22 protein-coding genes and 1 pseudogene are annotated in these 21987 nt (G+C 69.8%); 7 read left to right on the forward strand and 16 right to left on the reverse strand.

Annotation, left to right across the window (positions count from 1 at the left end; translation table 11 throughout):
- Positions 1 to 152: 152 nt before the first annotated feature.
- Complete coding sequence (locus AB0395_RS16830; protein WP_366281453.1) at positions 153 to 1130, reverse strand: malate dehydrogenase; 978 nt, start codon at positions 1128 to 1130, stop codon at positions 153 to 155.
- Between the two features lie 41 nt (positions 1131 to 1171).
- Positions 1172 to 2632, reverse strand: a complete 1461-nt coding sequence (locus tag AB0395_RS16835; RefSeq protein ID WP_366281455.1) for an MDR family MFS transporter — start codon at positions 2630 to 2632, stop codon at positions 1172 to 1174.
- A gap of 55 nt (positions 2633 to 2687) precedes the next feature.
- On the opposite strand from AB0395_RS16835, the gene AB0395_RS16840 reads away from it, so the two are divergent.
- The gene (locus AB0395_RS16840; RefSeq protein WP_366281456.1) at positions 2688 to 3215 is read left to right on the forward strand and encodes a PadR family transcriptional regulator; all 528 of its coding nucleotides are present in this window, start codon (positions 2688 to 2690) and stop codon (positions 3213 to 3215) included.
- A 134-nt stretch (positions 3216 to 3349) separates the two neighbouring features.
- Here AB0395_RS16840 and AB0395_RS16845 read toward each other — a convergent pair whose 3' ends face one another.
- On the reverse strand, positions 3350 to 5677 hold the full coding sequence (locus tag AB0395_RS16845) for a transporter substrate-binding domain-containing protein (protein ID WP_366281458.1): 2328 nt from the start codon (positions 5675 to 5677) through the stop codon (positions 3350 to 3352).
- A gap of 246 nt (positions 5678 to 5923) precedes the next feature.
- On the opposite strand from AB0395_RS16845, the gene AB0395_RS16850 reads away from it, so the two are divergent.
- Positions 5924 to 7492: a sigma factor-like helix-turn-helix DNA-binding protein gene (locus AB0395_RS16850; protein ID WP_366281459.1), complete on the forward strand. Its 1569-nt coding sequence runs from the start codon at positions 5924 to 5926 to the stop codon at positions 7490 to 7492.
- A gap of 64 nt (positions 7493 to 7556) precedes the next feature.
- On the opposite strand, the gene AB0395_RS16855 is transcribed toward AB0395_RS16850, so the two are convergent.
- The 3 genes from AB0395_RS16855 to AB0395_RS16865 form a co-directional block, all read right to left on the reverse strand.
- Positions 7557 to 8771 (reverse strand): NADP-dependent isocitrate dehydrogenase, encoded by a 1215-nt coding sequence (locus tag AB0395_RS16855; protein ID WP_366281461.1) that lies wholly within the window; start codon positions 8769 to 8771, stop codon positions 7557 to 7559.
- A gap of 102 nt (positions 8772 to 8873) precedes the next feature.
- Positions 8874 to 9251 carry a DUF3017 domain-containing protein gene (locus AB0395_RS16860; RefSeq protein ID WP_366281462.1) on the reverse strand — a complete coding sequence of 126 codons (378 nt, stop codon included), beginning with the start codon at positions 9249 to 9251 and terminating at the stop codon, positions 8874 to 8876.
- 51 nt (positions 9252 to 9302) lie between these two features.
- On the reverse strand, positions 9303 to 10424 hold the full coding sequence (locus AB0395_RS16865) for a citrate/2-methylcitrate synthase (protein ID WP_366281464.1): 1122 nt from the start codon (positions 10422 to 10424) through the stop codon (positions 9303 to 9305).
- Positions 10425 to 10605: 181 nt separating this feature from the next.
- On the opposite strand from AB0395_RS16865, the gene AB0395_RS16870 reads away from it, so the two are divergent.
- The gene (locus AB0395_RS16870; RefSeq protein WP_366281465.1) at positions 10606 to 11262 is read left to right on the forward strand and encodes an FHA domain-containing protein; all 657 of its coding nucleotides are present in this window, start codon (positions 10606 to 10608) and stop codon (positions 11260 to 11262) included.
- Positions 11263 to 11498: 236 nt separating this feature from the next.
- Here AB0395_RS16870 and AB0395_RS16875 read toward each other — a convergent pair whose 3' ends face one another.
- From AB0395_RS16875 to purN, 4 genes are all read right to left on the reverse strand, one after another.
- The gene (locus AB0395_RS16875) at positions 11499 to 12356 is read right to left on the reverse strand and encodes a bifunctional methylenetetrahydrofolate dehydrogenase/methenyltetrahydrofolate cyclohydrolase (RefSeq protein ID WP_366281467.1); all 858 of its coding nucleotides are present in this window, start codon (positions 12354 to 12356) and stop codon (positions 11499 to 11501) included.
- 21 nt (positions 12357 to 12377) lie between these two features.
- A complete protein-coding gene (locus AB0395_RS16880; protein WP_366281469.1) occupies positions 12378 to 12551 on the reverse strand; it encodes a hypothetical protein in 174 nt (57 codons plus the stop codon).
- A gap of 160 nt (positions 12552 to 12711) precedes the next feature.
- The gene (gene purH / locus AB0395_RS16885; RefSeq protein WP_366281471.1) at positions 12712 to 14256 is read right to left on the reverse strand and encodes a bifunctional phosphoribosylaminoimidazolecarboxamide formyltransferase/IMP cyclohydrolase; all 1545 of its coding nucleotides are present in this window, start codon (positions 14254 to 14256) and stop codon (positions 12712 to 12714) included.
- 43 nt (positions 14257 to 14299) lie between these two features.
- Positions 14300 to 14920 carry a phosphoribosylglycinamide formyltransferase gene (purN, locus tag AB0395_RS16890; protein ID WP_366281473.1) on the reverse strand — a complete coding sequence of 207 codons (621 nt, stop codon included), beginning with the start codon at positions 14918 to 14920 and terminating at the stop codon, positions 14300 to 14302.
- A 79-nt stretch (positions 14921 to 14999) separates the two neighbouring features.
- Between purN and AB0395_RS16895 the strand changes: the two genes are divergently transcribed.
- Positions 15000 to 15410, forward strand: a complete 411-nt coding sequence (locus AB0395_RS16895) for a hypothetical protein (RefSeq protein WP_366281475.1) — start codon at positions 15000 to 15002, stop codon at positions 15408 to 15410.
- A 138-nt stretch (positions 15411 to 15548) separates the two neighbouring features.
- On the opposite strand, the gene AB0395_RS16900 is transcribed toward AB0395_RS16895, so the two are convergent.
- Entirely contained in the window at positions 15549 to 16763 is a 1215-nt protein-coding gene (locus AB0395_RS16900) for a hypothetical protein (RefSeq protein ID WP_366281476.1), read from the reverse strand.
- A complete protein-coding gene (locus AB0395_RS16905; protein WP_366281478.1) occupies positions 16757 to 17218 on the reverse strand; it encodes a sigma-70 family RNA polymerase sigma factor in 462 nt (153 codons plus the stop codon). Before AB0395_RS16905 ends, AB0395_RS16900 begins: the two co-directional genes overlap by 7 nt.
- Positions 17219 to 17424: 206 nt before the next feature.
- On the opposite strand from AB0395_RS16905, the pseudogene AB0395_RS16910 reads away from it, so the two are divergent.
- A pseudogene (locus tag AB0395_RS16910) lies at positions 17425 to 17682 on the forward strand (helix-turn-helix domain-containing protein); the annotation flags it as partial.
- 80 nt (positions 17683 to 17762) lie between these two features.
- Here AB0395_RS16910 and AB0395_RS16915 read toward each other — a convergent pair.
- The 4 genes from AB0395_RS16915 to AB0395_RS16930 all read right to left on the reverse strand — a co-directional run bounded on the left by AB0395_RS16915 (position 17763) and on the right by AB0395_RS16930 (position 21085).
- Complete coding sequence (locus AB0395_RS16915; protein WP_366281480.1) at positions 17763 to 19310, reverse strand: MFS transporter; 1548 nt, start codon at positions 19308 to 19310, stop codon at positions 17763 to 17765.
- Between the two features lie 96 nt (positions 19311 to 19406).
- Complete coding sequence (locus AB0395_RS16920) at positions 19407 to 19880, reverse strand: TIGR00725 family protein (RefSeq protein ID WP_366281483.1); 474 nt, start codon at positions 19878 to 19880, stop codon at positions 19407 to 19409.
- Between the two features lie 4 nt (positions 19881 to 19884).
- The gene (locus AB0395_RS16925) at positions 19885 to 20433 is read right to left on the reverse strand and encodes an NUDIX hydrolase (protein ID WP_366281485.1); all 549 of its coding nucleotides are present in this window, start codon (positions 20431 to 20433) and stop codon (positions 19885 to 19887) included.
- Between the two features lie 217 nt (positions 20434 to 20650).
- Positions 20651 to 21085 carry a MarR family winged helix-turn-helix transcriptional regulator gene (locus AB0395_RS16930; RefSeq protein ID WP_366281486.1) on the reverse strand — a complete coding sequence of 145 codons (435 nt, stop codon included), beginning with the start codon at positions 21083 to 21085 and terminating at the stop codon, positions 20651 to 20653.
- A gap of 59 nt (positions 21086 to 21144) precedes the next feature.
- Between AB0395_RS16930 and AB0395_RS16935 the strand changes: the two genes are divergently transcribed.
- Both AB0395_RS16935 and AB0395_RS16940 read left to right on the forward strand, forming a co-directional pair.
- Positions 21145 to 21495, forward strand: a complete 351-nt coding sequence (locus tag AB0395_RS16935) for a hypothetical protein (RefSeq protein ID WP_366281488.1) — start codon at positions 21145 to 21147, stop codon at positions 21493 to 21495.
- A gap of 2 nt (positions 21496 to 21497) precedes the next feature.
- A complete protein-coding gene (locus AB0395_RS16940; RefSeq protein WP_366281490.1) occupies positions 21498 to 21803 on the forward strand; it encodes a YrdB family protein in 306 nt (101 codons plus the stop codon).
- Positions 21804 to 21987 lie beyond the last annotated feature (184 nt).

Genomic DNA, 21987 nt, shown 5'->3' on the forward strand with positions numbered 1-21987 from the left:
TGGTCATTCAACGCTGAGACACCCTCCCGGGGCATGATGACACGCCGCCCGTCCGCACCTCGGAGACATGAACCGGTTCACCGCGCAGAACGCGAGAAGGGGCCCCGGCGGACCGGGACCCCTTCTCACAGGGCCTTTCGAGGGCTCGGGCTTTAGATGAGGCCGAGCTCGCGCACCGCGGTGCGCTCCTCCTCAAGCTCGCGCACCGAGGCGTCGATGCGCTCGCGGGAGAAGGCGTCGATCTCCAGCCCCTGGATGATCTCCCACTTGCCGTCGCGCGAGGCGACGGGGAAGGAGGAGATGATGCCCTCGGGCACGCCGTACGAGCCGTCGGAGGGGATCGCGGCGGAGGTCCACTCGGTGCCGTTGACCCAGTCGTAGACGTGGTCGATCGCGGCGTTCGCGGCGGAGGCGGCCGAGGAGGCGCCCCTGGCCTCGATGATCGCCGCGCCGCGCTTGGCGACGGTCGGGATGAAGGTGTCGCGCAGCCAGGCCTCGTCGACCTGCTCCGCGGCGATCTTGCCGCCGACCTCGGCGTGGAACAGGTCGGGGTACTGCGTGGCGGAGTGGTTGCCCCAGATGGTCATCTTCTTGATCTCGGTGACCGGGACCTGCAGCTTGGCGGCGAGCTGGGACAGCGCGCGGTTGTGGTCGAGGCGGGTCATCGCGGTGAAGCGCTCCGCCGGGACGTCGGGGGCGTGCTGCTGGGCGATGAGCGCGTTGGTGTTCGCCGGGTTGCCCACGACCAGGACGCGGATGTCGTCGGCCGCGTTGTCGTTGATGGCCTTGCCCTGCGGGCCGAAGATGCCGCCGTTGGCCTGCAGCAGGTCACCGCGCTCCATGCCCGCCGTACGCGGGCGGGCGCCGACCAGCAGCGCGACGCTGGTGCCGTCGAAGGCCTTGTTGGCGTCGTCGGTGACCTCGATGCCGCTCAGCAGCGGGAACGCGCAGTCGTCGAGCTCCATCGCGGTGCCCGCGGCTGCCTTGACCGCCTGCGGGATCTCCAGCAGGCTCAGCTTGACCGGGACGTCGGCGCCCAGCAACTGGCCCGACGCGATGCGGAACAGCAGCGCGTAGCCGATCTGACCGGCGGCGCCGGTGACGGTGACCTTTACGGGAGTCTGGGCCATGACCTTCCCCCACTCGAAGGATGAATTGTGACGCTCGGATGTTACCCGTCCAGGGTCGCCGACCTCGCGGCGAGTGCCTTGATCCGGCCTCCGGGCAGCGCGACCAGCGCGACCAGCGCCACGACCGCCCCGCCGACGGCGAGCCAGGGGACGACGCTCGCGGTCGCGGCGGCGTGTGCCGCGCTCAGCCCGTGCGTGGGCGCCTCGGTCCTGACGACGGAGGCGTAGAGGGTCCCGGCCAGGGCCAGGGCGACCGAGCCGCCGATCTGCCGGAAGAACGTCAGGTTCGCGCTCGCGGTGCCGATGAACTTCGGCGGGACCGCGTACTGGATCGCGACGGTCAGGCCCGACAGCATCGGTCCCATGCCGAGACCGAGGAGCGCCATCCATCCGGCGAGTGCGAGGCCCGAGGTCCCGGTCGTGAGCCCGGAGCACAGCACGCCGCCCGCCGCGATGAGGAACGCCCCGGCGACCAGCCACGGCTTGTAGCGCATGCTCTTCGAGATGAGCGCGCCCGTGACGGCGCTGCCCGCGACCATGCCGAGCATGAGCGGGTAGATACGCAGGCCCGACTCGGTCGCGCTCAGCCCCATGGCCTCCTGGAAGTAGCGCGGCAGGAAGACCACACCGGCGTACAGGCAGAACGCGGTGAGGAACGAGGCCGCGTTCGCCAGGGTGTAGGTCCGGTTGCGGAACAGTTCAAGGGGGATGATCGGCTGCGCCGCACCGCGCTCGACGAGGACGAACAGCGCGAGCAGCAGGACGGACGCCACGATGGGCCACAGCACGGGCCCGCTGGTCCAGGTGTGCCCGTCAAGTCCCTTCTCGGTCAGGCCGATGAGCAGTGAGCTGATCGCCACGCTGAAGACGGCGATGCCGAGGTAGTCGGGACGCACGCCGCGTCCCTGCCCCGCGACGTGCGGCAGCCGGGCCACGATGATCGCGATAAGGGCCACTCCGATGGGCAGGTTGACCAGGAACGCCCAGCGCCAGCTCGCCTGGTCGGTGAAGACACCGCCGAGGAAGGGTCCCGCGATGTAGCTCAGCGCCATCACCCCGCCGAGCGCACCCTGAACCCGGCCGCTCTTGCCGGGCGGGAACAGGTCGGCGACCAGCGCGAGGGAGAGCGGTAGCAGCGCCCCCGCGCCCAGGCCCTGCAGCGCGCGGAAGGCGATGAGCTGGCCCATGTCCTGCGCCGCCCCGCACAGCACGGAGCCGAGCAGGAAGATCGCGATGCCTGTCAGCAGTAGCGGCTTGCGGCCGTAGGTGTCCGACAGCCTGCCGTACAGGGGGACGGTGATCGTCGAGGTCAGCAAATAGGCGGTCACAACCCAGGTGTAGAGGCCCGCGCCGCCGAGTTCCTGGGTGATCCGGGGCAGCGCGGTCCCGACGATCGTCTGGTCGAGCATGGCCAGAAACATTCCGCCGAGTACGGCGAGCAGCAGCAGCCCGTTCTTGGGAGAGCGAGTCTCCGCCGGGGGGTTCAATACGTCAGTAGACACATGTTGATGGTGACATGTCATTATTGACATGTCAATCCGTAGCTATGATGGAGAGATGTCTCTTCGGATCGCGCTTCTCGGCCTGCTGACAGCCGCGGGCCCCGCCAGTGGCTACGACCTGACGAAACTCTTCGAGAGCTCGATCAGCAACGCCTGGCAGGCCCGGCACAGCCAGATCTATCCGGAGCTGAACAAGATGGCCGCCGACGGCCTGGTCACGGTCGAGGAGGCGGGACCGCGCGGCAGGAAGACCTACGAGATCACTGCCGAGGGCTCGGGAGAGCTGCGCACGTGGCTGCTGGAGAAGGAGCCGTCACGGTCGTATCGCAGCGAGGGGGCGCTGCGCGCGTTCCTGCTGCCCATGCTGGAGTCACACGAGGCCGTGGCGCTGCTACGCACCGAGGCACAGGCCTACGCCGTCAGGCTGGCCGAGCTGGAGGCCATCTGCGCGGCGCAGCCCTCATCGAAGAAGTCCGGCTTCGGGCACTACGCCCTCGACCTGGGCATCCGTCAGGCACGGCTGATGCGTGACTGGGCCGAGGAGACCGCAGCCGAGATCGAGAACCTGGCCAAGGAGACCTGACCATCGGGAACCGGCTTGGGCGCGCCGGTGTCTGGACTGAGGAGCGAAGGAGCGAAGCGGATGAGCGACGAGGGAAGGCACCGGCACTGGGGCGCCCAGGCCCGCGACGCCGCCAGGCGTCGCCATCAGCACAGCTAGCCGCACCCGGCCATGGTGGGAAGGCGGTCCTCCCGGGTGGGGAAGTCGACCTTGGAGAAGTGCTCGTCGAGCAGTTTGCTCACCGTGCCGTCGCGGTAGAGGCTCACGATCGCGCCCTGCACGGCCTTGCAGGTGCGCCTGTCGCCCTTCTTGACGGCCACCGCGTAACGCTCGTCGGTGAGCTTGAGCCCGACCACCTTGTAGCGGATGCTCTCCCGGTTGGCGAAGCCCGCCAGCACCAGGTCATCGCCGGGGACCGCGTCGACCTCACCGGCCAGCATCAGGTTCATGCACTCGGTGTAGGTGTTGGCGGCGACCAGGTCGAGACGTTTCACCGCGCCCTGCAGGACGCCGACCGAGGCGCTCGCGCCGGGCTGGCAGAGCCGCCCGCCCTCGAGGTCCGCGACGGAGGTGATCGAGGAGCCGCTTTTGACGAGCACGTCGACGTGGGCGAGATAGTACGGCCCGGCGAACGTGACGTCGTCCGTCTTGTTGATCGAGTAGGTCGAGACGACCAGGTCGATGTCGCCGGAGGCCAGCAGCTTCGGCCGCTCTTCTCTGCTGGTCGCCCTGAAGGTGATCCCGCTCGCGGGCACCCCGAGCTTCTTGGCGATCTCGGTCGCCATGTCGACCTCGAACCCCTGCCAGGTGTCGCCGTTCTTCAGCGCGATGCCCGGCAGGAAGTCACGCATGCCGATGGTGATCTTGTGGGTACTGGCCGCCTTGTCGGCCACCGAGGAGAACGTACCCGGGATCGAGGCCTCCGGGGTCGGGCTGACCTGCGTCCCCGCGCCGAACTGCGGCCGCCAGCCCGTCGAGTACACGGCCGCGCCCGCGCCCGCGACCAACAGGAAGGCGACGGCCGCCGCGATCCAGCGACCCCGGTTCGAACGCCCCCGCGGAGCCGCAGGCGCCGTGCTCTGGCCGGCGACCGTCGTCTGCCAGCTCGGCGGCGAGACGTCCTGCGAGTGTTCGCCGTAGACCGGCGGAGAGGCGTACTCGCCGTACGTCGGGGACACCGGGCGCTCTCCGTAGAGCGGGGCCGGGTGCTCGCCATAGGCCGGGGCCGGGTGCTCGCCGTAGATGGGAGACGGGTTCGGGGCGCGGCCAGGGGACGACGGGTGATCGCCGTGAACCGGGACCGGGGCCTGCAGGTGCTGGGCGTGGCCCTGGGGCGACGCCACGTGCCCCTGGTACGGCGGCTCGGCCTGTCCCTGGGGCGACGGCCCGGGGTGGCCCTGGGAGGAGCCCTGCCGGTCGCCGACGTGGCCCTGGGAGAGGCCCTGCCGGTCGAGGGACGGCGACGACGGGTGCTGCAGCAGGCCCTCGGGGGACGGACTCTGCTCGCCGTACCCGGGATGCCGCGCGCGGACCCCCGTGGACGGCGGCTGCGGGCCGCCACGCCGGGACTGGTCGGTGACGGTCGCCGGCATCCGGATGGGGCTGGTCGCGTCGTCGGGACCCGCGATCTGCGCCCCCTGGTTGAGCACGGCGGGCGAGGCGTTCACACTCTCCGGGTGACCGAGCATCCGCAGCAGGATTTGATCGGCCGAGGGACGCTCCGTGGGCGCCTTGGCCAGCGCCGCGCGGACCACGCCGCGTAACGGCTCCGGCATGGCGTCGACGTCGACCTCGTGGTTGAGGATACGGTTCAGCACGACCGCGATCGAGCCACCCGCGAACACCGTCTCGCCCGTCGCGGCGAACGCGATGGTCGCCCCCCAGGCGAAGACGTCCGTGTGCGGGCCGACGTCGGCGCCGGAGATCTGCTCGGGCGCCATGTAGGCGGGGGTGCCGATGGCCCGGCTGGTGATCGTGCCGGTCGAGTCGAGGATGCGGGCGATGCCGAAGTCGACGACCCGGGGCCCGTCCGCGGCGATGAGCACGTTGTCCGGTTTGAAATCGCGGTGCACGATCGCGGCCTGGTGGATGGCGGTGAGCGCGGTCGCCGTACCGATCGCGAGGCGCTGCAGCGCCGTGCCGCGCAGCGGCCCCTCTGCCTCGACGACCTCCCGCAGCGACCTGCCCTCGATGTACTCGCTCGCGATGTAGGGGGTGTCGCCCTCCAGGTCGACGTCGACCACGCCCGCCGTGCAGAAGGAGGCGACCCGCTGCGCCGCCCGCGCCTCCCTGGCGAATCGGGACCTGGCGATCGCGTCACCGGAGAACTTCACGTGCAGCAGCTTGATCGCCGCCCGCTCTCCCTCGGGGTTCTCCCCCAGGTAGACGATCCCCTGGCCGCCCTCCCCGATCCGGCCGACAACGCGGAACTGCCCAAGCTGGCGCGGTTCCCCCGCCTCCAGCGGCGCGATCTGCGGCATCATCGTCCTCTACGATTCGGTGACTCCCCGACGAGCCAAACTTTACGACCCCGCGGCTCCATCTCCGCCGCGTTACGCGCAGGTGCCCCCATCCCGTACGGCCCACGCCCCGGCTGTGACAGCCCGGAGCAGGAGACATCGGACACGCCGACCCACCCGATTACCGACAAATCGCCTCAAGATGGCGCTCCACGCGCTTAGATCGCTACCGTTGACCGTTCCCTCAGTCAAAGCCGGAGCCAATCCCCAATGCGCCGATACACCGGTTATCGCGACTTCGTCCAGCGCGATCAACGTTCCCTCGTCGGCACCGCCCTGCTCCTCACCGGCAGCCACGAGCGGGCCATCCGGCTCGTTCTGTCGGCCCTGCGCTCCGTCGGGCTGAGCTGGCCTCCGACCCTCTGGGAGAACCCGACAACCCACGCCCAGATCACGATGTACCGCCGCTACCTGCGGCGACCCGCCTCGACGGGAGCGACCGCCCTGCTGCGGCTCCCGCCGAGGCGGCGGGTGCTCGTGGTCGCCTGCCTGCACGACGGCAGGACGCGCGAGGAAATGGCGACCGTCCTCGGCCTCCCCCTGGAGACCGTGGAGTCGGAGGTCAAGGAGGCGGTGACCGCGCTCAGCAAGGGCGACGCGAAACGGCTGACCGCGAGGCTGGCGGAGACGGCGGGCGAGGCCTCCGTTCCCGACCTCACCGCCAGGTCCGTGCGCGCGCTGCGGCGGCGCCGTACCAGGGGGACGGTCCTGACCACGGCCGCGGCGCTCGTCCCGATCGGTCTCATCGCCGCCTTCACCCTGCTCCAGCAGGGGCAGGTGTGGAACTCGGCGCTGGGCGAGCGCAACCAGCCGCCCTCCTCGCAGACGACGAACGGATCCAACGCCATGCGGGTCGTCTCGACCCCGGGCCCCGGCACGGGATTTCGGCCGTGGCAGACCCCCCGCACCTCCTTCACGATCCGCTACGCCGTACCGGGCAAGTGTCCGGACGACGGCGCGTCGACCGACGGCAAGCCGGCGCCCTCACGGGCGGGGAAGGTCACCTGCGCGGGCTGGACGCTGAAACTGGCAGGCGGCGACGAGGGCCGTCCCGCGCTCGAGTCGGTCGAGTGCGAACGTCCCGGCCACTGCGAGTCCACGGTGAACGTCCCCGACGCGGCCCAGCATCTGGCGTACGGCGACGACTGGAGCTACTGGCGCCTCGCGCCCGCCATCAGCAGGGACGGGCGGCGCATCGCCTACCTCAGCGCGGCCGAGGGGAGGTATGTCGCCCATGACCTGCGAAGCGGCGAGAAAAAGTACCTGTCCCCCGCGCTGGTCCCCGGCGACACCGAGACGGGCACCGGGGTGAGCGTCTCCCCCGACGGCCGCCTGTTCACCGTCGCGCTGGGCGGGCGGCGGCTGCGGACCGACTTCGCCACCGGGAACGTGACGTCCCTGCCCGCGGGACGGGCGACGGCCGTCGAGCGGTCGGCGGACTGGCTGCGCCAGAACTACCAGGTCTGGCGCGACTCCCCGAGCGGCAGATACTCGGCCGCGATCAGAACCGCGAAGACCGGCGGCGACAGCCTGCACATCATCGACGCCAGGACCCGTCAGGTGTTCAAGGACCTGCGGCTTCCCTCACTGGGAGACCCGACCTCCGGCGAGGTCGTCGGCTGGCTGAACATCCGCGAGGTCGTCGTCAAACTGACGGACAAGGCCGAGGGGGACCTTCTCGGCTTCTTCAGGGTCGACGCGGTCACCGGACGGATGCACCGGGTCCCCGGTCTCCCCGACGGAGAGTCGGTCGTGCTCGGCGCCCTGACGGGGCCGTGAGACGGGAGACGGGCGGGAAAACGAGAAGGGCCGCCGGAGGCGGCCCTTCCGCGAGACGACGGCTTTAGGCCATCTTCTTCTTGAGGTTCTCGTCAAGGGCCGCCAGGAAGTCCTGGGTGGTCAGCCACTTGGCGTCGCCGCCGACGAGGAGGGCGAGGTCCTTGGTCATCTGACCGCCTTCGACGGTCTCGACGCAGACCTGCTCCAGCTTCTCGGCGAAGTCGATCACCGCGGGGGTGTTGTCGAGCTTGCCGCGGTGGGCGAGACCCCGGGTCCACGCGAAGATCGAGGCGATCGGGTTGGTGGAGGTGGGGTTGCCCTTCTGGTGCTCACGGTAGTGACGGGTCACGGTGCCGTGGGCGGCCTCAGCCTCGACGGTCTGGCCGTCGGGGGTCAGCAGGACCGAGGTCATCAGGCCGAGCGAGCCGAAGCCCTGCGCGACGGTGTCGGACTGGACGTCACCGTCGTAGTTCTTACAGGCCCAGACGTAGCCGCCCTCCCACTTGAGCGCCGCGGCGACCATGTCGTCGATCAGGCGGTGCTCGTAGGTGATGCCGGCGGCCTCGAACTCGGCCTTGAACTCGGTCTCGAAGACCTCGGCGAAGATGTCCTTGAAGCGGCCGTCGTAGGCCTTCAGGATCGTGTTCTTCGTGGAGAGGTAGACCGGGTAGTTGCGGGCCAGGCCGTACCGCATGGACGCCCGCGCGAAGTCGCGGATCGACTCGTCCAGGTTGTACATGGCCAGCGCGACACCGCCGCCGGGGAAGTCGTAGACGTCGAGCTCGATCGGCTCCGAGCCGTCCTTCGGGGTGTAGGTGAGGGTCAGCGTGCCCTCGCCGGGAATCTTCAGGTCGGTGGCGCGGTACTGGTCGCCGAAGGCGTGACGGCCGACGACAATCGGCTTGGTCCAGCCGGGGACGAGCCTCGGCACGTTGGACATGATGATCGGCTCACGGAAGATGACGCCGCCGAGGATGTTGCGGATGGTCCCGTTCGGGGACTTCCACATCTTCTTGAGGCCGAACTCCTCGACCCGGGCCTCGTCCGGCGTGATCGTGGCACACTTGACGCCGACGCCGTACTGCTTGATCGCGTTGGCGGCGTCGATCGTCACCTGGTCATCGGTCGCATCACGGTGCTCGATCCCGAGGTCGTAGTACTTCAGGTCGACGTCCAGGTAGGGAAGGATCAGCTGGTCCTTGATGAACTGCCAGATGATCCGGGTCATCTCGTCGCCGTCAAGCTCGACGACGGGACCCTCTACCTTGATCTTGGGCATGCGTGGGGTTCCCCTTCTGAACTAACACTGGCCAGACAGTCCTTGAGGCTCACTGGCCGTTGAGGCTATCGGACGGGTTTGACTGTCCTGCGACGCCCCCGGTCATCCGCCGTATCGCGGCATGAGCCACGGATACTGCAGAAGCAACGAGCCGACCATCAGCGCGACGCCGAAGAGCGCCAGCGTGACGGTGTCGGTCGTTTTCCGCCGTACGGCGAGCTGCCCGCCTCCCGTGAGACGGAACAGCGCGCCCAGCGCCATGACGGCGCCGAGGGAGAATCCTCCCCATTCGGGGTCGACCAGGACAGCGAAGATCACTGCGAGGATGGCGCCCGCCAGCACCAGGGGATACGGACCCCAGCGGTTGCCGGCCGCGCTCGTCGCGCTCGCCGCGTTCACCGTGCGCTCCTGGGAGTGCCGGGCCCGGCGGCCCCCGGTGTCTCCGTGTTCCCGCACATCCGGCTCATCGCTCGCATCCATGCTCGCATCCGTTCGGGCACCCGTCGGCTCATCTCGCTTCTCGCACCCGGCTCATCGCTCGTCGATCGGCTTCCACTTCTGGTCGCGCTCGCCGATGTACTCGCTGTCCGGACGGATCAGACGGTTGTCGGCGTGCTGCTCGATGACGTGCGCGGTCCATCCTGACATGCGGCTGACCGAGAAGACCGGAGTGAACAGGTCGGTCGGGATGCCGAGGTAGTGGTAGACGGTCGCGGCGTAGAAGTCCACGTTCGGGTAGAGGCCCTTCGTCTCGAAGACGACCTCCTCCATCTCCTTGGACATCCGGTAGTACGTGTCGTCGCCCGAGGCCTCCGCGAGCTCCTGCGACATCCTGCGCAGGTGCGTGGCGCGCGGGTCCTCCGTCTTGTAGACCCGGTGCCCGAAGCCCATGATCTTCTCGTGGGCGGCGAGCCTGTCCCGCACGGACTGGGCGACGGCGCTCGGGTCGAGTGACTCGAGGGTGCGCATGACCTGCTCGTTCGCACCGCCGTGGAGGGGGCCCTTCAGGGTGCCGATGGCGGCCACGATGGCCGAGTGCATGTCGGACAGCGTCGCGGCGCAGACGCGGGCGGCGAACGTCGAGGCGTTCATGGTGTGGTCGGCGTGCAGGACCAGGCACGTGTCGAAGACCTCGACCTCGTGGCGGTCCGGGGTGCGGCCGGTGATCTGGAGAAGGAAGTTGGCCGCGACGCTCAGCTCGGGATCGGGCTCGGGGATCTCGGTGCCGGTCCTGGCCGCGTGGTAGCGAGCCACCAGGATCGGCTGCTGGGCGGTCAGTCTGGCGGCCTTGCGCAGGTTGGCCTCCGGGCTGTTGGAGTCCTTGTCCTGGTCGTCACCGGAGGCCAGCGAGACCAGCGTGCGCAGCGCCTCCATGGGCGCCTGCTTCTCCGCGATCTCCGGGATGTTCGCCTCTGCGAGCGCACCGAGGGTGCGCCCCCTGACGAGTTCCGCGCCGTAGACGGCGAGCTGTTCCCTGTTGGGGAGCCTGCCGTGCTGGAGCAGGTGCGCGGTCTCCTCGAACGTGGTGCGGCCGGCGAGATCGTGGATGTCGTAGCCACGATAGAAGAGACGACCGGCCTGCCCGTCGATGTCGCTGAGCGCTGTGGACGCAGCTACGACATCGGCGAGGCCTTTTGTGGGCTTGTCCGCCATGAGTGTTTCCTCCGCTTTTCTTCGACCGAAGTCTACCTGTGAGCAGGGGAAACCTTCCCGAGAGGTCCAGACCAATTTCACGTAGGATTCTCCTTCTGGCAAAGGCGATTCCCCATCCCCTCGTTTGGGTAAGCCGCAGCTGTAGGAATAGTTACGGCGGGCTACCTGGGGAGGAACTGCCGTGGAGGGGCCGTTCATACGCATCGAGGACACTGGCGAGGTGGTCCCGTTGCGCCCCGAGATCACGACGATCGGGCGTGGCCGGGGAGTAGACATCCGGCTCAACGATCCAAGTGTTTCCCGGCTGCACGCGGAATTCGTCCGGCGCGGTCCCTACCTGTATGTCGTTGATCTGGGCTTGTCCCGCAACGGCACACGGGTGAACGGCAGGCCGATTGCGAGGAGGGTGCTCGACGACGGCGACGTCGTCTCCTTCGGCGCCGCGAGGGGCAGAATCGGCGGAGTCCCGCGTGAGGACTTCGCTCCAGAGGTCGAGCTTCGCCGCGCGGCGGCTCCCGAGCTGACCCGGCGGGAGGTCGACGTGCTGACGTCGCTGTGCCGTCCCGCGCTCTCGGACGAGGCGTTCGTCGCGCCCGCGACGGCACGGGAGATCGCCGACGACCTGGTGGTGACGGAGGCCGCGGTCAAGCAACACCTGCTGCGCCTGTACCAGAAGTTCCGGATACCGGAGGGGACCAACCGTCGCACCAGACTGGCCAACGAGGTGGTCGCCCTCGGCCTGGTCAGGCCGACCCCGGTGGTGCCGCCGCAACGCGCGGCGGGCCCTGCCGAGGTCCAGGCCGCCGCCACCACGACCACGAGCCGCAGGGCTTCCTGAGCTCTGTCTCCGGCGACCCGTCCCACCCGGGCGGCGCGTTCTTCTCGGCATGCCCGCACTTCGGCGTGCCGCTCATCGGCGTGCCGGTGTCTCGGCACGCCGCCCTTCGGCATGCGCGTCGGTTCGGCATGCGCGCCGGTTCGGCATGCGCGCCGGTTCGGCGCGCTACCGGTTCGGTGTGCCGCCGGTTCGGTGTGCCGCCGGTTGCCTACCGCCGACGGCCTGCCGTCGGTGGCCTACTGCCCGGCGGCCTGCTTCTCCGCGGCCTCGACGACGTTGGTGAGCAGCAGGGCCCTGGTCATCGGGCCCACACCGCCGGGGTTGGGGGTGAGGAAACCGGCGACGTCCTTGACGTCGGGGGCCACGTCACCGGCGATCTTGCCGTCGACGCGGGAGACGCCGACGTCGAGCACGGCCGCGCCGGGCTTGACCATGTCGGCCGTGATCAGGTGGGGCACCCCCGCCGCGGCGACGACGATGTCGGCGCGCCTGACGTGGGCGGCCAGGTTCTGGGTGCCGGTGTGGCAGAGGGTGACGGTCGCGTTCTCAGAACGGCGGGTCAGCAGCAGACCGAGCGAGCGGCCGACGGTGATGCCGCGCCCGACCACGGCGACCTCCGCGCCCTTGATGGGCACGCCGTACTCCTGCAGCAGCAGGACGATGCCGTGCGGGGTGCAGGGCAGCGGCGCGTCGACCATGTGGACCAGGCGGCCGAGGTTGACCGGGTGCAGGCCGTCGGCGTCCTTCGCCGGGTCCATGCGCTCGATCAGCGCCAGGGTGTCGAGGTGCCGGGGAAGCGGGAGCTGGACGATGTAGCCGGTGCACTCCGCCGAGGCGTTGAGCTCGTCGATGACCGCCTCGACCTCGGCCTGGGTCGCGGTCGCCGGCAGGTCCCTGCGGATGGAGGCGATGCCGACCTCGGCGCAGTCACGGTGCTTTCCCGCCACGTAGATCTGGCTGCCCGGGTCGTCGCCGACGAGGACGGTGCCCAGTCCGGGGGTGACACCGCGCTCCCTCAGCACTGCCACCCTGGCCGTGAGGTCTGCCTTGATCTTCGCCGCGGTGGCCTTGCCATCCAGAATCTGCGCGCTCATGACGTCAATCCTTCCATGAGATCATCCGCGGCTCGCTTCCCTCCGCTCGATGATCCTGCGGGTGAAGGGGATGTACTCCACGATCTTCGCTCCCAGGTAGGCGGCGCCGAGGGCGAAGACGAGAAGCAGCCAGGGGCTCTGCCAGAACCCGTTCATGACCACGAAAGCATTCAGGACGGGACCGAGCAGGGGCATGGGAGATCTCCACGGGCACAGGGGAAGGAATGCTTCACCCTAACCGGGGTTCAAACCTTTTCCAGCCGGAAAATCGTGTCCGTTTCGCCACTTTCTTGTCTCCGGTTTACGGCTGCCCCACGGAGTGCGGCAGCCGTACGACCTGGGAAGATCCAAAAAATCAGTGGAAGAAGTGGCGGGTGCCGGTGAAGTAGAGCGTGATCCCGGCGGCCTCGGCCGCGGCGATCACGTCCGCGTCGCGGATGGAGCCGCCCGGCTCGACGATCGCCTTGATCCCGGCGCCGATGAGCAGCTCCGGGCCGTCCGCGAACGGGAAGAACGCGTCGGAGGCCGCGACCGAGCCCCTGGCGCGGTCGCCCGCGCGGGTGATCGCGAGCTGCGCCGAGTCGACCCGGTTGACCTGGCCCATGCCGATGCCGACGCTCGCGCCGCCAGAAGCCAGCAGGATCGCGTTCGACTTCACCGAACGGCAGGCCTTCCAGGCGAAGGCCAGGTCGGCGAGGACCTCGGCGGAGGCCGCGGGACCCGCCTTGAGCTCCCAGGTCGACGGGTCGTCGCCGGGGGCGTCCACCCTGTCGGTCGTCTGCACCAGCAGGCCGCCGTCGATCCGGCGGAACTCGGCCCGGTTGTCCGGCCCCTTCGGGCAGACGAGCAGGCGGATGTTCTTCTTCGCGGTGAGCAGCGCCAGCGCCTCGGCGGAGAAGCCGGGAGCCACGACGACCTCGGTGAACACCTCGGCGATCTGCCCGGCCAGTTCCTCGGTGACCTCGCCGTTGACCGCGATCACACCGCCGTACGCCGAGACCGGGTCACAGGCGTTCGCCCTGCGGTGCGCCTCGGCGACATCGGCGCCGACCGCGATGCCGCAGGGGTTCTGGTGCTTGATGATCGCCACCGCGGGGTCGGCGAAGTCCCACGCGGCCCGCCACGCGGCGTCCGCGTCGAGGTAGTTGTTGTAGGACATCTCCTTGCCGTGCAACTGCTCGGCGTTGGCCAGGCCGTCGCGCTGGCCGGAGTAGAGGGCAGCGCCCTGGTGCGGGTTCTCGCCGTAACGCAGCGGCGACCTGAGCGTCCACGCGGCGCCCATGTAGGTGGGCCAGGCGTTCTCCTCAGCGGCGTAGACGTTGGCGAACCAGGAGGCGACCGCCGTGTCGTAGGCGGCGGTGTGAGCGTAGGCGCCCGCGGCGAGACGGCGGCGCTCGGTGAGGGTGAAGCCGCCGACCGCCACCGCGGCGAGCACGTCGCCGTAGGCCGCGGGGTCGACCACGATCGCCGCGGTGCCGTGGTTCTTGGCCGCGGCGCGGATCATCGCGGGGCCGCCGATGTCGATCTGCTCGACGCACTCGCCGTCGGAGGCGCCGGAGGCGACGGTCTCCTGGAACGGGTACAGGTTGACCACGACGAGCTGGAACGGCTCGATCTCCAGCTCTTCGAGCTGCTTGACGTGGGCCGGGTTGCCGCTGTCGGCCAGCAGACCGGCGTGAACGCGCGGGTGCAGGGTCTTGACGCGGCCGTCCAGGCACTCGGGGAACCCGGTCAGCGACTCGACCGGAGTGACGGGGACACCGAACGAGGCGATCTTCGCGGCGGTGCCGCCGGTGGAGACGATCTCAACCCCGGCGGCGTCGAGACCACGGGCCAGCTCCTCCAGCCCGCTCTTGTCATACACCGCGATCAACGCGCGCCGGATGGCGATGCGGGTCACTTCGTGGTCCTCCTGTTTTGTTCAGGTTTTCCGGCCGCCCAGCTCATCCGCTGGGTCGTCCGAGACAAACGGTCCGTCCGGTAACCGTCCAGCCCTCGCGGGCCATCCGGCCGACGGTTTCGACGAGCAGGTTCCGCTCGACGGTCTTGATGCGCTCGTGCAACGTCTCCTCGTCGTCGCCGTCGAGCACGGGCACCGCCTCCTGGGCGACGATCGGCCCGCTGTCGACTCCCGCGTCGGCGAGTATCACGGTGCAGCCGGTGATGCGCACGCCGTACGCCAGCGCGTCGCGGACCCCGTGAGCGCCCGGGAAGGAGGGCAGCAGCGCGGGGTGGGTGTTGAGCACCGGGAAGGCGGCCAGCGTCGGCTGGCCGAGGATCTTCATGAATCCCGCGCAGACGACCAGGTCGGGACGGTACTCGGCGATCCGGGCGGCGATCGCCCTGTCCCAGGCGTCCCTGCTCTCGTGATCGGGCAGTTTCTCGACGAAGGACGGCACACCCGCGCGCTCGGCGCGGGCCAATCCCTCGATGTCGTGACGATCGGCTCCGACCGCCACGACGCGAGCCCCGTAAGCCTCGTCTGCCGAAGCGTCCAGTAAGGCCTGTAGGTTGGTTCCAGAACCAGATACGAGGACCACAAGCCGCGCGGCCTGGGATGACACCGACGCACTCCATTCGGACGGGGACTGATGCCGCTGCAAGGGTATCGGCCTGTGTGCTCGTACGACGCAAGGAGGTCAGTTGACGTCACCCGTCCAGGCACGGCCGGCGGAGAGCGCGGGACGGCGGGCCCTGTGGCTCGCGTTCGCCTCCGTGGTGATGACCTTCATGCTTCCCCTCGCGGGACTCGTCATGTCGGTTTTCGCGCTCGTCGTCTCGATCCGCGCGATCCCCGCCCTGCGCTCGGTGACCAAACCGGCCGGAATCGCCGTCGTCGGGATCGTCCTGTCGTCGCTGGCGCTGCTGGTCTCCCTCGGGGTGACCGCGATGCAGTTCTACTTCAGCAATGAGCTGGCCACGTACGCCGACTGCCGCGCGGGAGCGGGCACCGTCACCGCCCAGAACGAGTGCGTCGAGCAGCTCGAACGGGCGATGGAGAAGAAGATGCCCTTCGTCAGGCCCGGCGAGGTCCAGTTCCCCTTCCCGCCCTGACCGGTCCGCCTCCCCTCGGCCGGATTCGTCTCCCCGGCCGTCCGTGACAGCACCATGGGCGCCTCCGGTGAAGGCGCCCATGGTGATCTGCCGGGCCGGACCCCCGATGACCGGCCCGGCGACGGTTACCGTGATCGTCTAACCGGGGCTGGACGTGGGCTGGGACGTCTGCCACTGCAGTTGCTGGGCAGGGTTGTCCTTCCGCCAGATCTCCGTGCCCGTCTCGTCATAGCCGACGAGCTGGAAGCCTTCGAGGTAGATGTCACCGGAACGCCGGTAGGTTCCGGCGAACAACCGGATCCCGAAGCCCCACGAGTCGGCCCGCGTTTCGGCGATCTTCGACGTGCCGTCCTTGAACACCAGCGCGATCCGGGCGGTCCGGGCATCGGTGACGCCGAACCAGTGGCCGTCACGGTCCAGGAAGTCGACGGGGTACCTCCCACCGGCCGCGTCGGCCGTCAGGTTCTTCGCGTCCACCCCGTTCTGCCCGACCTCCTGGCCGTTCAGCGTCCAGATCAGCGTCTTGGTGCCGGAAAACGGGTAGACGCTGGCGACCATGCCCTCCGGCATGGTCATCGCGGTGCCGACGGGAGCGCCGGTCGCCATGGGCTGGTAGTGGTAGTCGTTCCTCACCCGCTCGACGACCCGTCCCGCGGCGTCGGTGAACTCGAACGCCGCCACCTGCGTCTTCGACGGCGCGGACACCGTCCAGAGCGACAGAGGCGCGCCCTCGGGACGCTGGATCTTGCCCGCGACCCTGATCCCGTCCTTCCCCACCGTCGAGACCCCGCTCACCCCGTCCCGCGTGGCCCCGTAGTACAGCACGGTCTCCGGCAGCGGCCACGCCACGGTCGATCCCGTGACCCAGGCCTGTTTCCGCTTGCCAAGGGGATCGCCGCACATCGCGCCGCCCGGACCGGTCCTGCCCTGCAGGGCCTCGCAGAACATGGGGCCGGTGTCGTCCTTCGCGTTCTCCGGCTTGGCGAACCACAGCACCATCGGCCTGTGCTCGGAGGGGTTGTCGAGAACCAGCCGGTCACCGAGCGGCGTCTTATCCTGCATGATCCCCTCGTAGATGTCCTCCTGCCCCTCTCCCGCAGGTTCCTCACCGGCGGGGGCGGTGCTGACGACGCCGGTGGTGACGCCGCCGCCCTTGCCGTTCTCCGCGGTCAGGAACAGCGGCACGGCCACCGCCGCCGCGGCCACGGGGATGAGCGCGAGCGGCCAGAACCGGTGGTAGGACGAGCGCGGCAGACGGTCACGCACCTCGCCCCACGCGTGGGCGCCGATCTCGTAGGTCTGGGCACGGGCGTCGAGCGCCGCGCGCAGACGATCCTCAAGTTCGTTCACCATGTCTCCTTCAGCGCCTTGCCGAGGGCTGCGAGACCCCGGCTGGCGTGTGTCTTCACCGAGCCGGGCGAAACGCCCATGGTCTCGGCGATCTCACGTTCGGACAGGCCCAGCCAGTAGCGCAGGACCAGCGCCTCGCGCTGACGGCGCGGCAGGCGGTCGAGGGCGGCGAGCAGTTCGCGATGCCTCTCCGCGACGAGCGTCATGTACTCGCCGTCGGGCACCGGGTCGGGTGGCTGCGGGCGGCGCAGCCGCACCAGCCGCAGATGACGCAGTCGCTTGCGGGTCAGGTTGCAGACGATCGCGCGTACGTAGCCGAGCGCCGCCCCGTCGTCCCGCAGCTTCCGCGAGTGCAGGCGGGCGAACGCCTCCTGGACGATGTCCTCGGGGTCGTCCGCACCGAGCAGCCCCGCCAGCCGTACCAGCGCGTGGTACTGCCCGGCAAACAGCTCCGCCAAGGTCGGAACCTCGGTCGCCGTCACGGATGTATCGATCACACCTGAGAGACCCCCACGGGGACGATGGGTTGACACCGGGGTGCGCGGGAAAGCGGGCCGCGGGTCCGCATATCATCGGCATCGGCGGCCAACGGCACACGGGTGGTGAGGACGACATGCGGCCTCGCGTGAACGCGATGCTCGACCACTGCACCCTCGAGGTCGCGATGACCGTCATCGGCGGGACCTGGAAGCTCAGCATCCTGAAGTACCTCTTTCCCGGTCCCCTCCGCTTCGGCGAGCTGGGGCGCACGATGCCGGAGATCACGCCGCGCATGCTGACCCGCCAGCTCAGAGAGCTTGAGGAGGACGGGATCGTCACCCGGACCGTCCACCCGGAGATCCCGCCGAGGGTGGAATACTCCCTGACCGACATCGGCATGAGCCTGAAGGACCTCGCGGAGCGGCTGGAGGAGTGGGGTCACTGGTACCGCCGGCAGGTCTGCGACCCCCTGGCCGGCTCCGAGCCCGCCCCACGACGGGTCCCGGGGTCTCCAGGAGGGCTTCACGACACGGGATCGGCCGACCGGGAGGCGGGTGAGCGCTCAGGCCGCCCCGCCGCCGAGGTGCGGACCGGTCGGAGCAGGATCGCGACCAGTACGGCGAGCACCAGCAGCGCGACGGCCGCCGCCGAGGTCGCGACCGAGAAGCCCGACTCGTAGGCCCGCCGCGCACCGGCCCGCAGCGCGGCGCCCGCGTCCCCCGGGATTTTCCCGGCGAGCTCCAGCGCGGCACTCAGCGAACCGGAGGCGGTGTCGAACTCGGCCCGCGACAGACTGCGGACCGGCGCGAGGGCGGCCTGGTAGGCCACGGTGATCATGATGCCCAGCATGGCGACACCCAGCCCGGCGCCGAGCGCGAACCCGGTCTCCTGCACCGCGCCCGCCTCGCCCGCGCGTTCCGGCGGCGCCGCGCCCATCATCGAGTCGGCGCCCAGCGTCATGATCAGCCCCGATCCCAGGCCCGCCGCCGCGAACGCGGCAAAGTTGCCCGCCACCCCGAACACCGACAGCGCGAGCAGCGAGAACGCGAGCAGGGACACCCCGCCCGTCACCGCCCACCGGTTCCCGGTGACCAAGGCCAGCCTGGGGGCGAGCACACCGCCGACGGCGCTGGCCACCGCGATCGGCGCCAGCGTCAGCCCGGCCTCCGCCGGGGAGTAGCCGTTGACCAGCTGCAGCCGCTGGGTCAGCAGGAACAGCAGGCCCGTGTAGGCGCCGTAGCAGGCCACGATGGCCGCGGCGGACACCGAGAACCGCCGGTCGGCGAACAGTCCCATGTCCAGCAGCGGGTCACGGACACGGCACTGGCGCACCACGAAGCCCGCCAGCAGCGCCACCCCCAGCAGGCCCGTGACCACGGTGGCCCACCCGAGCCCTCCCGGCTGCCCGATGTGCTGCAGCGCGTACATCGTTCCCGCCAGCCCGAGGATGGACATCACCGCGCCGAGCACGTCCCAGCGGCGCGGGTCGGGGACCCGCGACTCCGGCACCAGCACCGCGCCCGCGGCCACGGTGAGCAGCGCGATCGGCACGTTCACCAGGAACACCGCGCCCCAGGAGAAGCGTTCGACCAGCAGACCGCCCAGCACCGGCCCGAGCGCCGCGCCCGCGCTGGCTCCCGCCGTCCACAGCCCGTAGGCCAGCGCCCGCTCGCGGGCCGAGGGGAAGGCCACCCTGATGATCGCCACGGTGCTGGACAGCGTCATCGCCTCCCCCAGCCCCTGTACGGCCCTGGCCGCGATCACCTGCCCCGGCGCCGAGGCCAGCGCCGCCGCCGCGGAGGCCAGCCCGAAGGCGGACAACCCCGCCAGCAGCACCAGCCTGCGCCCGGCCCGGTCGCCGACCGCCGAGCAGACCACCAGGGTCGCCGCCACCGTCAGCGCGTAGGCGTCCACGATCCACAGCTGTTCGGCCCCCGACGGCAGCAGGTCACGGCTCATCGCCGGCAGCGCGACGTTGAGGATGGTGAAGTCCATGCCGCCCATGAGGATCCCGGCCAGGAGCACGGCCAATATCATCCAGCGACGGCCGAATGTCTGATCTTCCGCCATACGATCATCGTTGGGGACCGGCACCGCGAATCACAAGTACGGCATTTTTCATCCACTATGGACAATTTTTATACTGGTACCGGCCTGAAACCCCGGTCAGGACCACAGTTCCGTCAGTTCCAAGGCCTGCGCCGGCGAGGTCGCGTGCCGTACACCGGGCAGGGGCAGGCCCTCCTGGTCGAGGATCCGCCAGCCACCGAGCTGGACCACGGGAACACGGCCGTGCCGCATGGCGAGGGCCAGCTCGGACAGGGTCCCCCAGGAACCGCCGACGACGATCACGGCGTCCCCCGAGTTGACGATGATGAGGTTGCGCGCCTCGCCGACCCCGGTCGGGATCACGACGCTCAGGTCCGGGTTGGCCTGCTGCCTGTCGGACGCGCTCAGGATGCCCACGACCGTTCCGCCCGCCGACCGCGCCCCGGCCGCGACGGCGGCCATGACCCCGGTGTAACCACCGCAGATCACCACCGCGCCCCGCTCGGCCAGCAACCGCCCGACCTCGCGCGCGTCGGCCTCCTCCTTGGGAGTGCAGTCCCGCGGCCCGCAGACCGCCACCTGAACAACCACACCGTCACACGCCGAGAAGCAAAAGGGTGTAGGCGGCCAGGGTTGAGTCGTCGGTGATCACGCCGGTGCGGATCATCTCCTCCACCTTCTCCCGGGGGAACCATTGATGGCGCAGGTCCTGCTCCTCGATCTCCAGCTCCGCCTGGCCATGGACGAGATCGGTTGCCAGGAACACGTCGAATCCCTGGCTCGCCATGCCGATCGCGCAGTGCAGACGCCCCAGATGCCGCATCGTCCCGGCTGACAGGCCGGTCTCCTGGCGGAGCTCCTCCCTGGCCAGAAGCTCCGGGTCGGCGGTGGCCATGCCGGGCAGGGTCCCCTGCGGGAACTCCCACGACCGGCGGCGGACCGGGTAGCGGTACTGCTCGACCAGGTGGAATCCGTCATCCTCCAGAGGGACGACGAGCGCGAAGTCGGGTTTCTCGATATAGGAGTAAATACCCGGCGACCCGTCGGGACGCCGGATCCGGTCCTCACGCAGCCTCACGTACCGTGTCTCGTACACGACCTCCGTGGAGACCTGCTCGATCACCTGCTCGCCCGTGTCACTCACGCCGAGGCCCCCTGTCCGTAGCGGCGGATCACCATGAGATCGTGCCAGCAAGCCTCGCCCCCCTGCCAGGGGCACGGCGGGTCCGTGCCCGGAGATTTCAGGCCGCCACGAGGCCGCCGGTCTCTCACACGACGAGTACCGCCCGATGTCCAGTCTGCGTCCCGGTGGAGGAATCGATCCTGAAGCCGCTGAACAGGGTGGTCGTCTCCAGCTCCGCTCAGTGGGGAAGTCCGGCTCCGGCGGCCAGGCGTCCGAGGGTGTCGCGCAGGGCCAGCCGCTCGGACTCCGGCAGCGACGCGGTGATCTCGTCGTCGAGTTCGGCGGCGGCGGCCGCGCAGTCGTGCAGGAGCGCGGCCCCGCGCTCGGTCAGGGTGAGCGTCTGGCGGCGACGGTCATCGGGGTCGCGCACCCGCTCGACGGCGCCCAGGCGCTCCAGGTGGTCGGCAAGGGCGACGACCAGGCTGGGGGCGACGCCGAGCCGGGCGGCCAGGTCCTGCTGGGAGGCGGCGGTGGCGCCGCCCCTGAGCGCGGCCATGAGCCCCACGTGCTTCGGCTTCAGGTCGTAGGCCTCGATCCTGGCGGCGAAGCGGTCCTGCATGAGCGCTCCGAGCGTGCCCAGCCGGAAGGCGATCGTCTGCTTGACATCGTTCATGTCATGAATGATACCGTTGATTATCGATTCAGGACATGAATGATTTACGGGAAGAATGAATGAACACCGTACCCCTCGCCCTCAACGCCCTCGCCTCCATCGGGGCGGCGGGATCCAGCGTCGCCGGCGTCTTCAGGCCCGCCCTCGGGCTCAGGCCGACCGAGGAGGTCACCACCGGCGTGCACCTCTACACCAGGGCGTACGCCGCCCGGGCCGTCCCACTCGGCCTCGTCACCGCGTTCGTGCTCATATGGGGGCCTTCGGCCGCACTGGCGCCCCTGCTCGTCGTCTCGGGAGTCGCCCAGGTAGGCGACTCGGCGCTCGGGTTCATGCGCGGCAATCTCGGCATGGCACTGGGCGCGGGCGCCTTCGCCGTCGTCCACCTGCTGACCGCCGCACTGTGGAGCTGATCATGGATCTCATCTGGTTCGCCGCCGAGATGGCCGTCTACGTCTCCGTGGGCTACTGGGGCTTCACCCGGTCCACCTGGCCGCGCAAGCTGAGCGCGGGAATTGGAGGTATCGCCCTGTTCGCCACCGTCTGGGGGCTGTTCTGCGCACCCCTGGCCACCTATCCGCTGGGCGGAGCCGCCAAGGTCGCCGTCGAGGCCGTCTGGTTCGCCACGGGCGCGACGGCCTTCGTCGTCGCCCGCCGTACCAGGACACGGCCGACGACGAGTGAGCCTCCGCGCCGGGCCCCCTTCCGTTACGGCCCTTAGCTGACTCGCTCCACCTCGATCGCCGGCACCCCGAGCCGCTCCTTCTCCTGCGGATAGATGTCCCGGATGACCGCCAGCAGCCCCTCGCGACTCTCGCCCAGCTCTCCCACGATCGAATGGATGGGACGATCCCCGCCTCGCTGGAGGCGTGGGGATGCCTGAGGTCTTTCGGCCGCCGGGTGCA

The sequence above is a fragment of the Streptosporangium sp. NPDC051023 genome, from assembly GCF_040689595.1.
In the GTDB taxonomy this organism is placed as follows: Bacteria; Actinomycetota; Actinomycetes; order Streptosporangiales; family Streptosporangiaceae; genus Streptosporangium.

Excerpts from the sequence above, each read along its gene's own strand:
- AB0395_RS16845 (WP_366281458.1), bottom strand. The coding sequence starts at position 5,677 with ATGATGCCGCAGATCGCGCCGCTGGAGGCGGGGGAACCGCGCCAGCTT.
- AB0395_RS16850 (WP_366281459.1), top strand. The coding sequence starts at position 5,924 with ATGCGCCGATACACCGGTTATCGCGACTTCGTCCAGCGCGATCAACGT.
- AB0395_RS16900 (WP_366281476.1), bottom strand. The coding sequence starts at position 16,763 with ATGGTGAACGAACTTGAGGATCGTCTGCGCGCGGCGCTCGACGCCCGT.
- AB0395_RS16940 (WP_366281490.1), top strand. The coding sequence starts at position 21,498 with ATGGATCTCATCTGGTTCGCCGCCGAGATGGCCGTCTACGTCTCCGTG.
- AB0395_RS16865 (WP_366281464.1), bottom strand. The coding sequence starts at position 10,424 with ATGGCGGACAAGCCCACAAAAGGCCTCGCCGATGTCGTAGCTGCGTCC.
- AB0395_RS16875 (WP_366281467.1), bottom strand. The coding sequence starts at position 12,356 with ATGAGCGCGCAGATTCTGGATGGCAAGGCCACCGCGGCGAAGATCAAG.
- AB0395_RS16855 (WP_366281461.1), bottom strand. The coding sequence starts at position 8,771 with ATGCCCAAGATCAAGGTAGAGGGTCCCGTCGTCGAGCTTGACGGCGAC.
- AB0395_RS16860 (WP_366281462.1), bottom strand. The coding sequence starts at position 9,251 with ATGGATGCGAGCGATGAGCCGGATGTGCGGGAACACGGAGACACCGGG.
- AB0395_RS16930 (WP_366281486.1), bottom strand. The coding sequence starts at position 21,085 with ATGAACGATGTCAAGCAGACGATCGCCTTCCGGCTGGGCACGCTCGGA.
- AB0395_RS16840 (WP_366281456.1), top strand. The coding sequence starts at position 2,688 with ATGTCTCTTCGGATCGCGCTTCTCGGCCTGCTGACAGCCGCGGGCCCC.
- AB0395_RS16915 (WP_366281480.1), bottom strand. The coding sequence starts at position 19,310 with ATGGCGGAAGATCAGACATTCGGCCGTCGCTGGATGATATTGGCCGTG.
- AB0395_RS16880 (WP_366281469.1), bottom strand. The coding sequence starts at position 12,551 with ATGCCCCTGCTCGGTCCCGTCCTGAATGCTTTCGTGGTCATGAACGGG.
- AB0395_RS16935 (WP_366281488.1), top strand. The coding sequence starts at position 21,145 with ATGAACACCGTACCCCTCGCCCTCAACGCCCTCGCCTCCATCGGGGCG.
- AB0395_RS16830 (WP_366281453.1), bottom strand. The coding sequence starts at position 1,130 with ATGGCCCAGACTCCCGTAAAGGTCACCGTCACCGGCGCCGCCGGTCAG.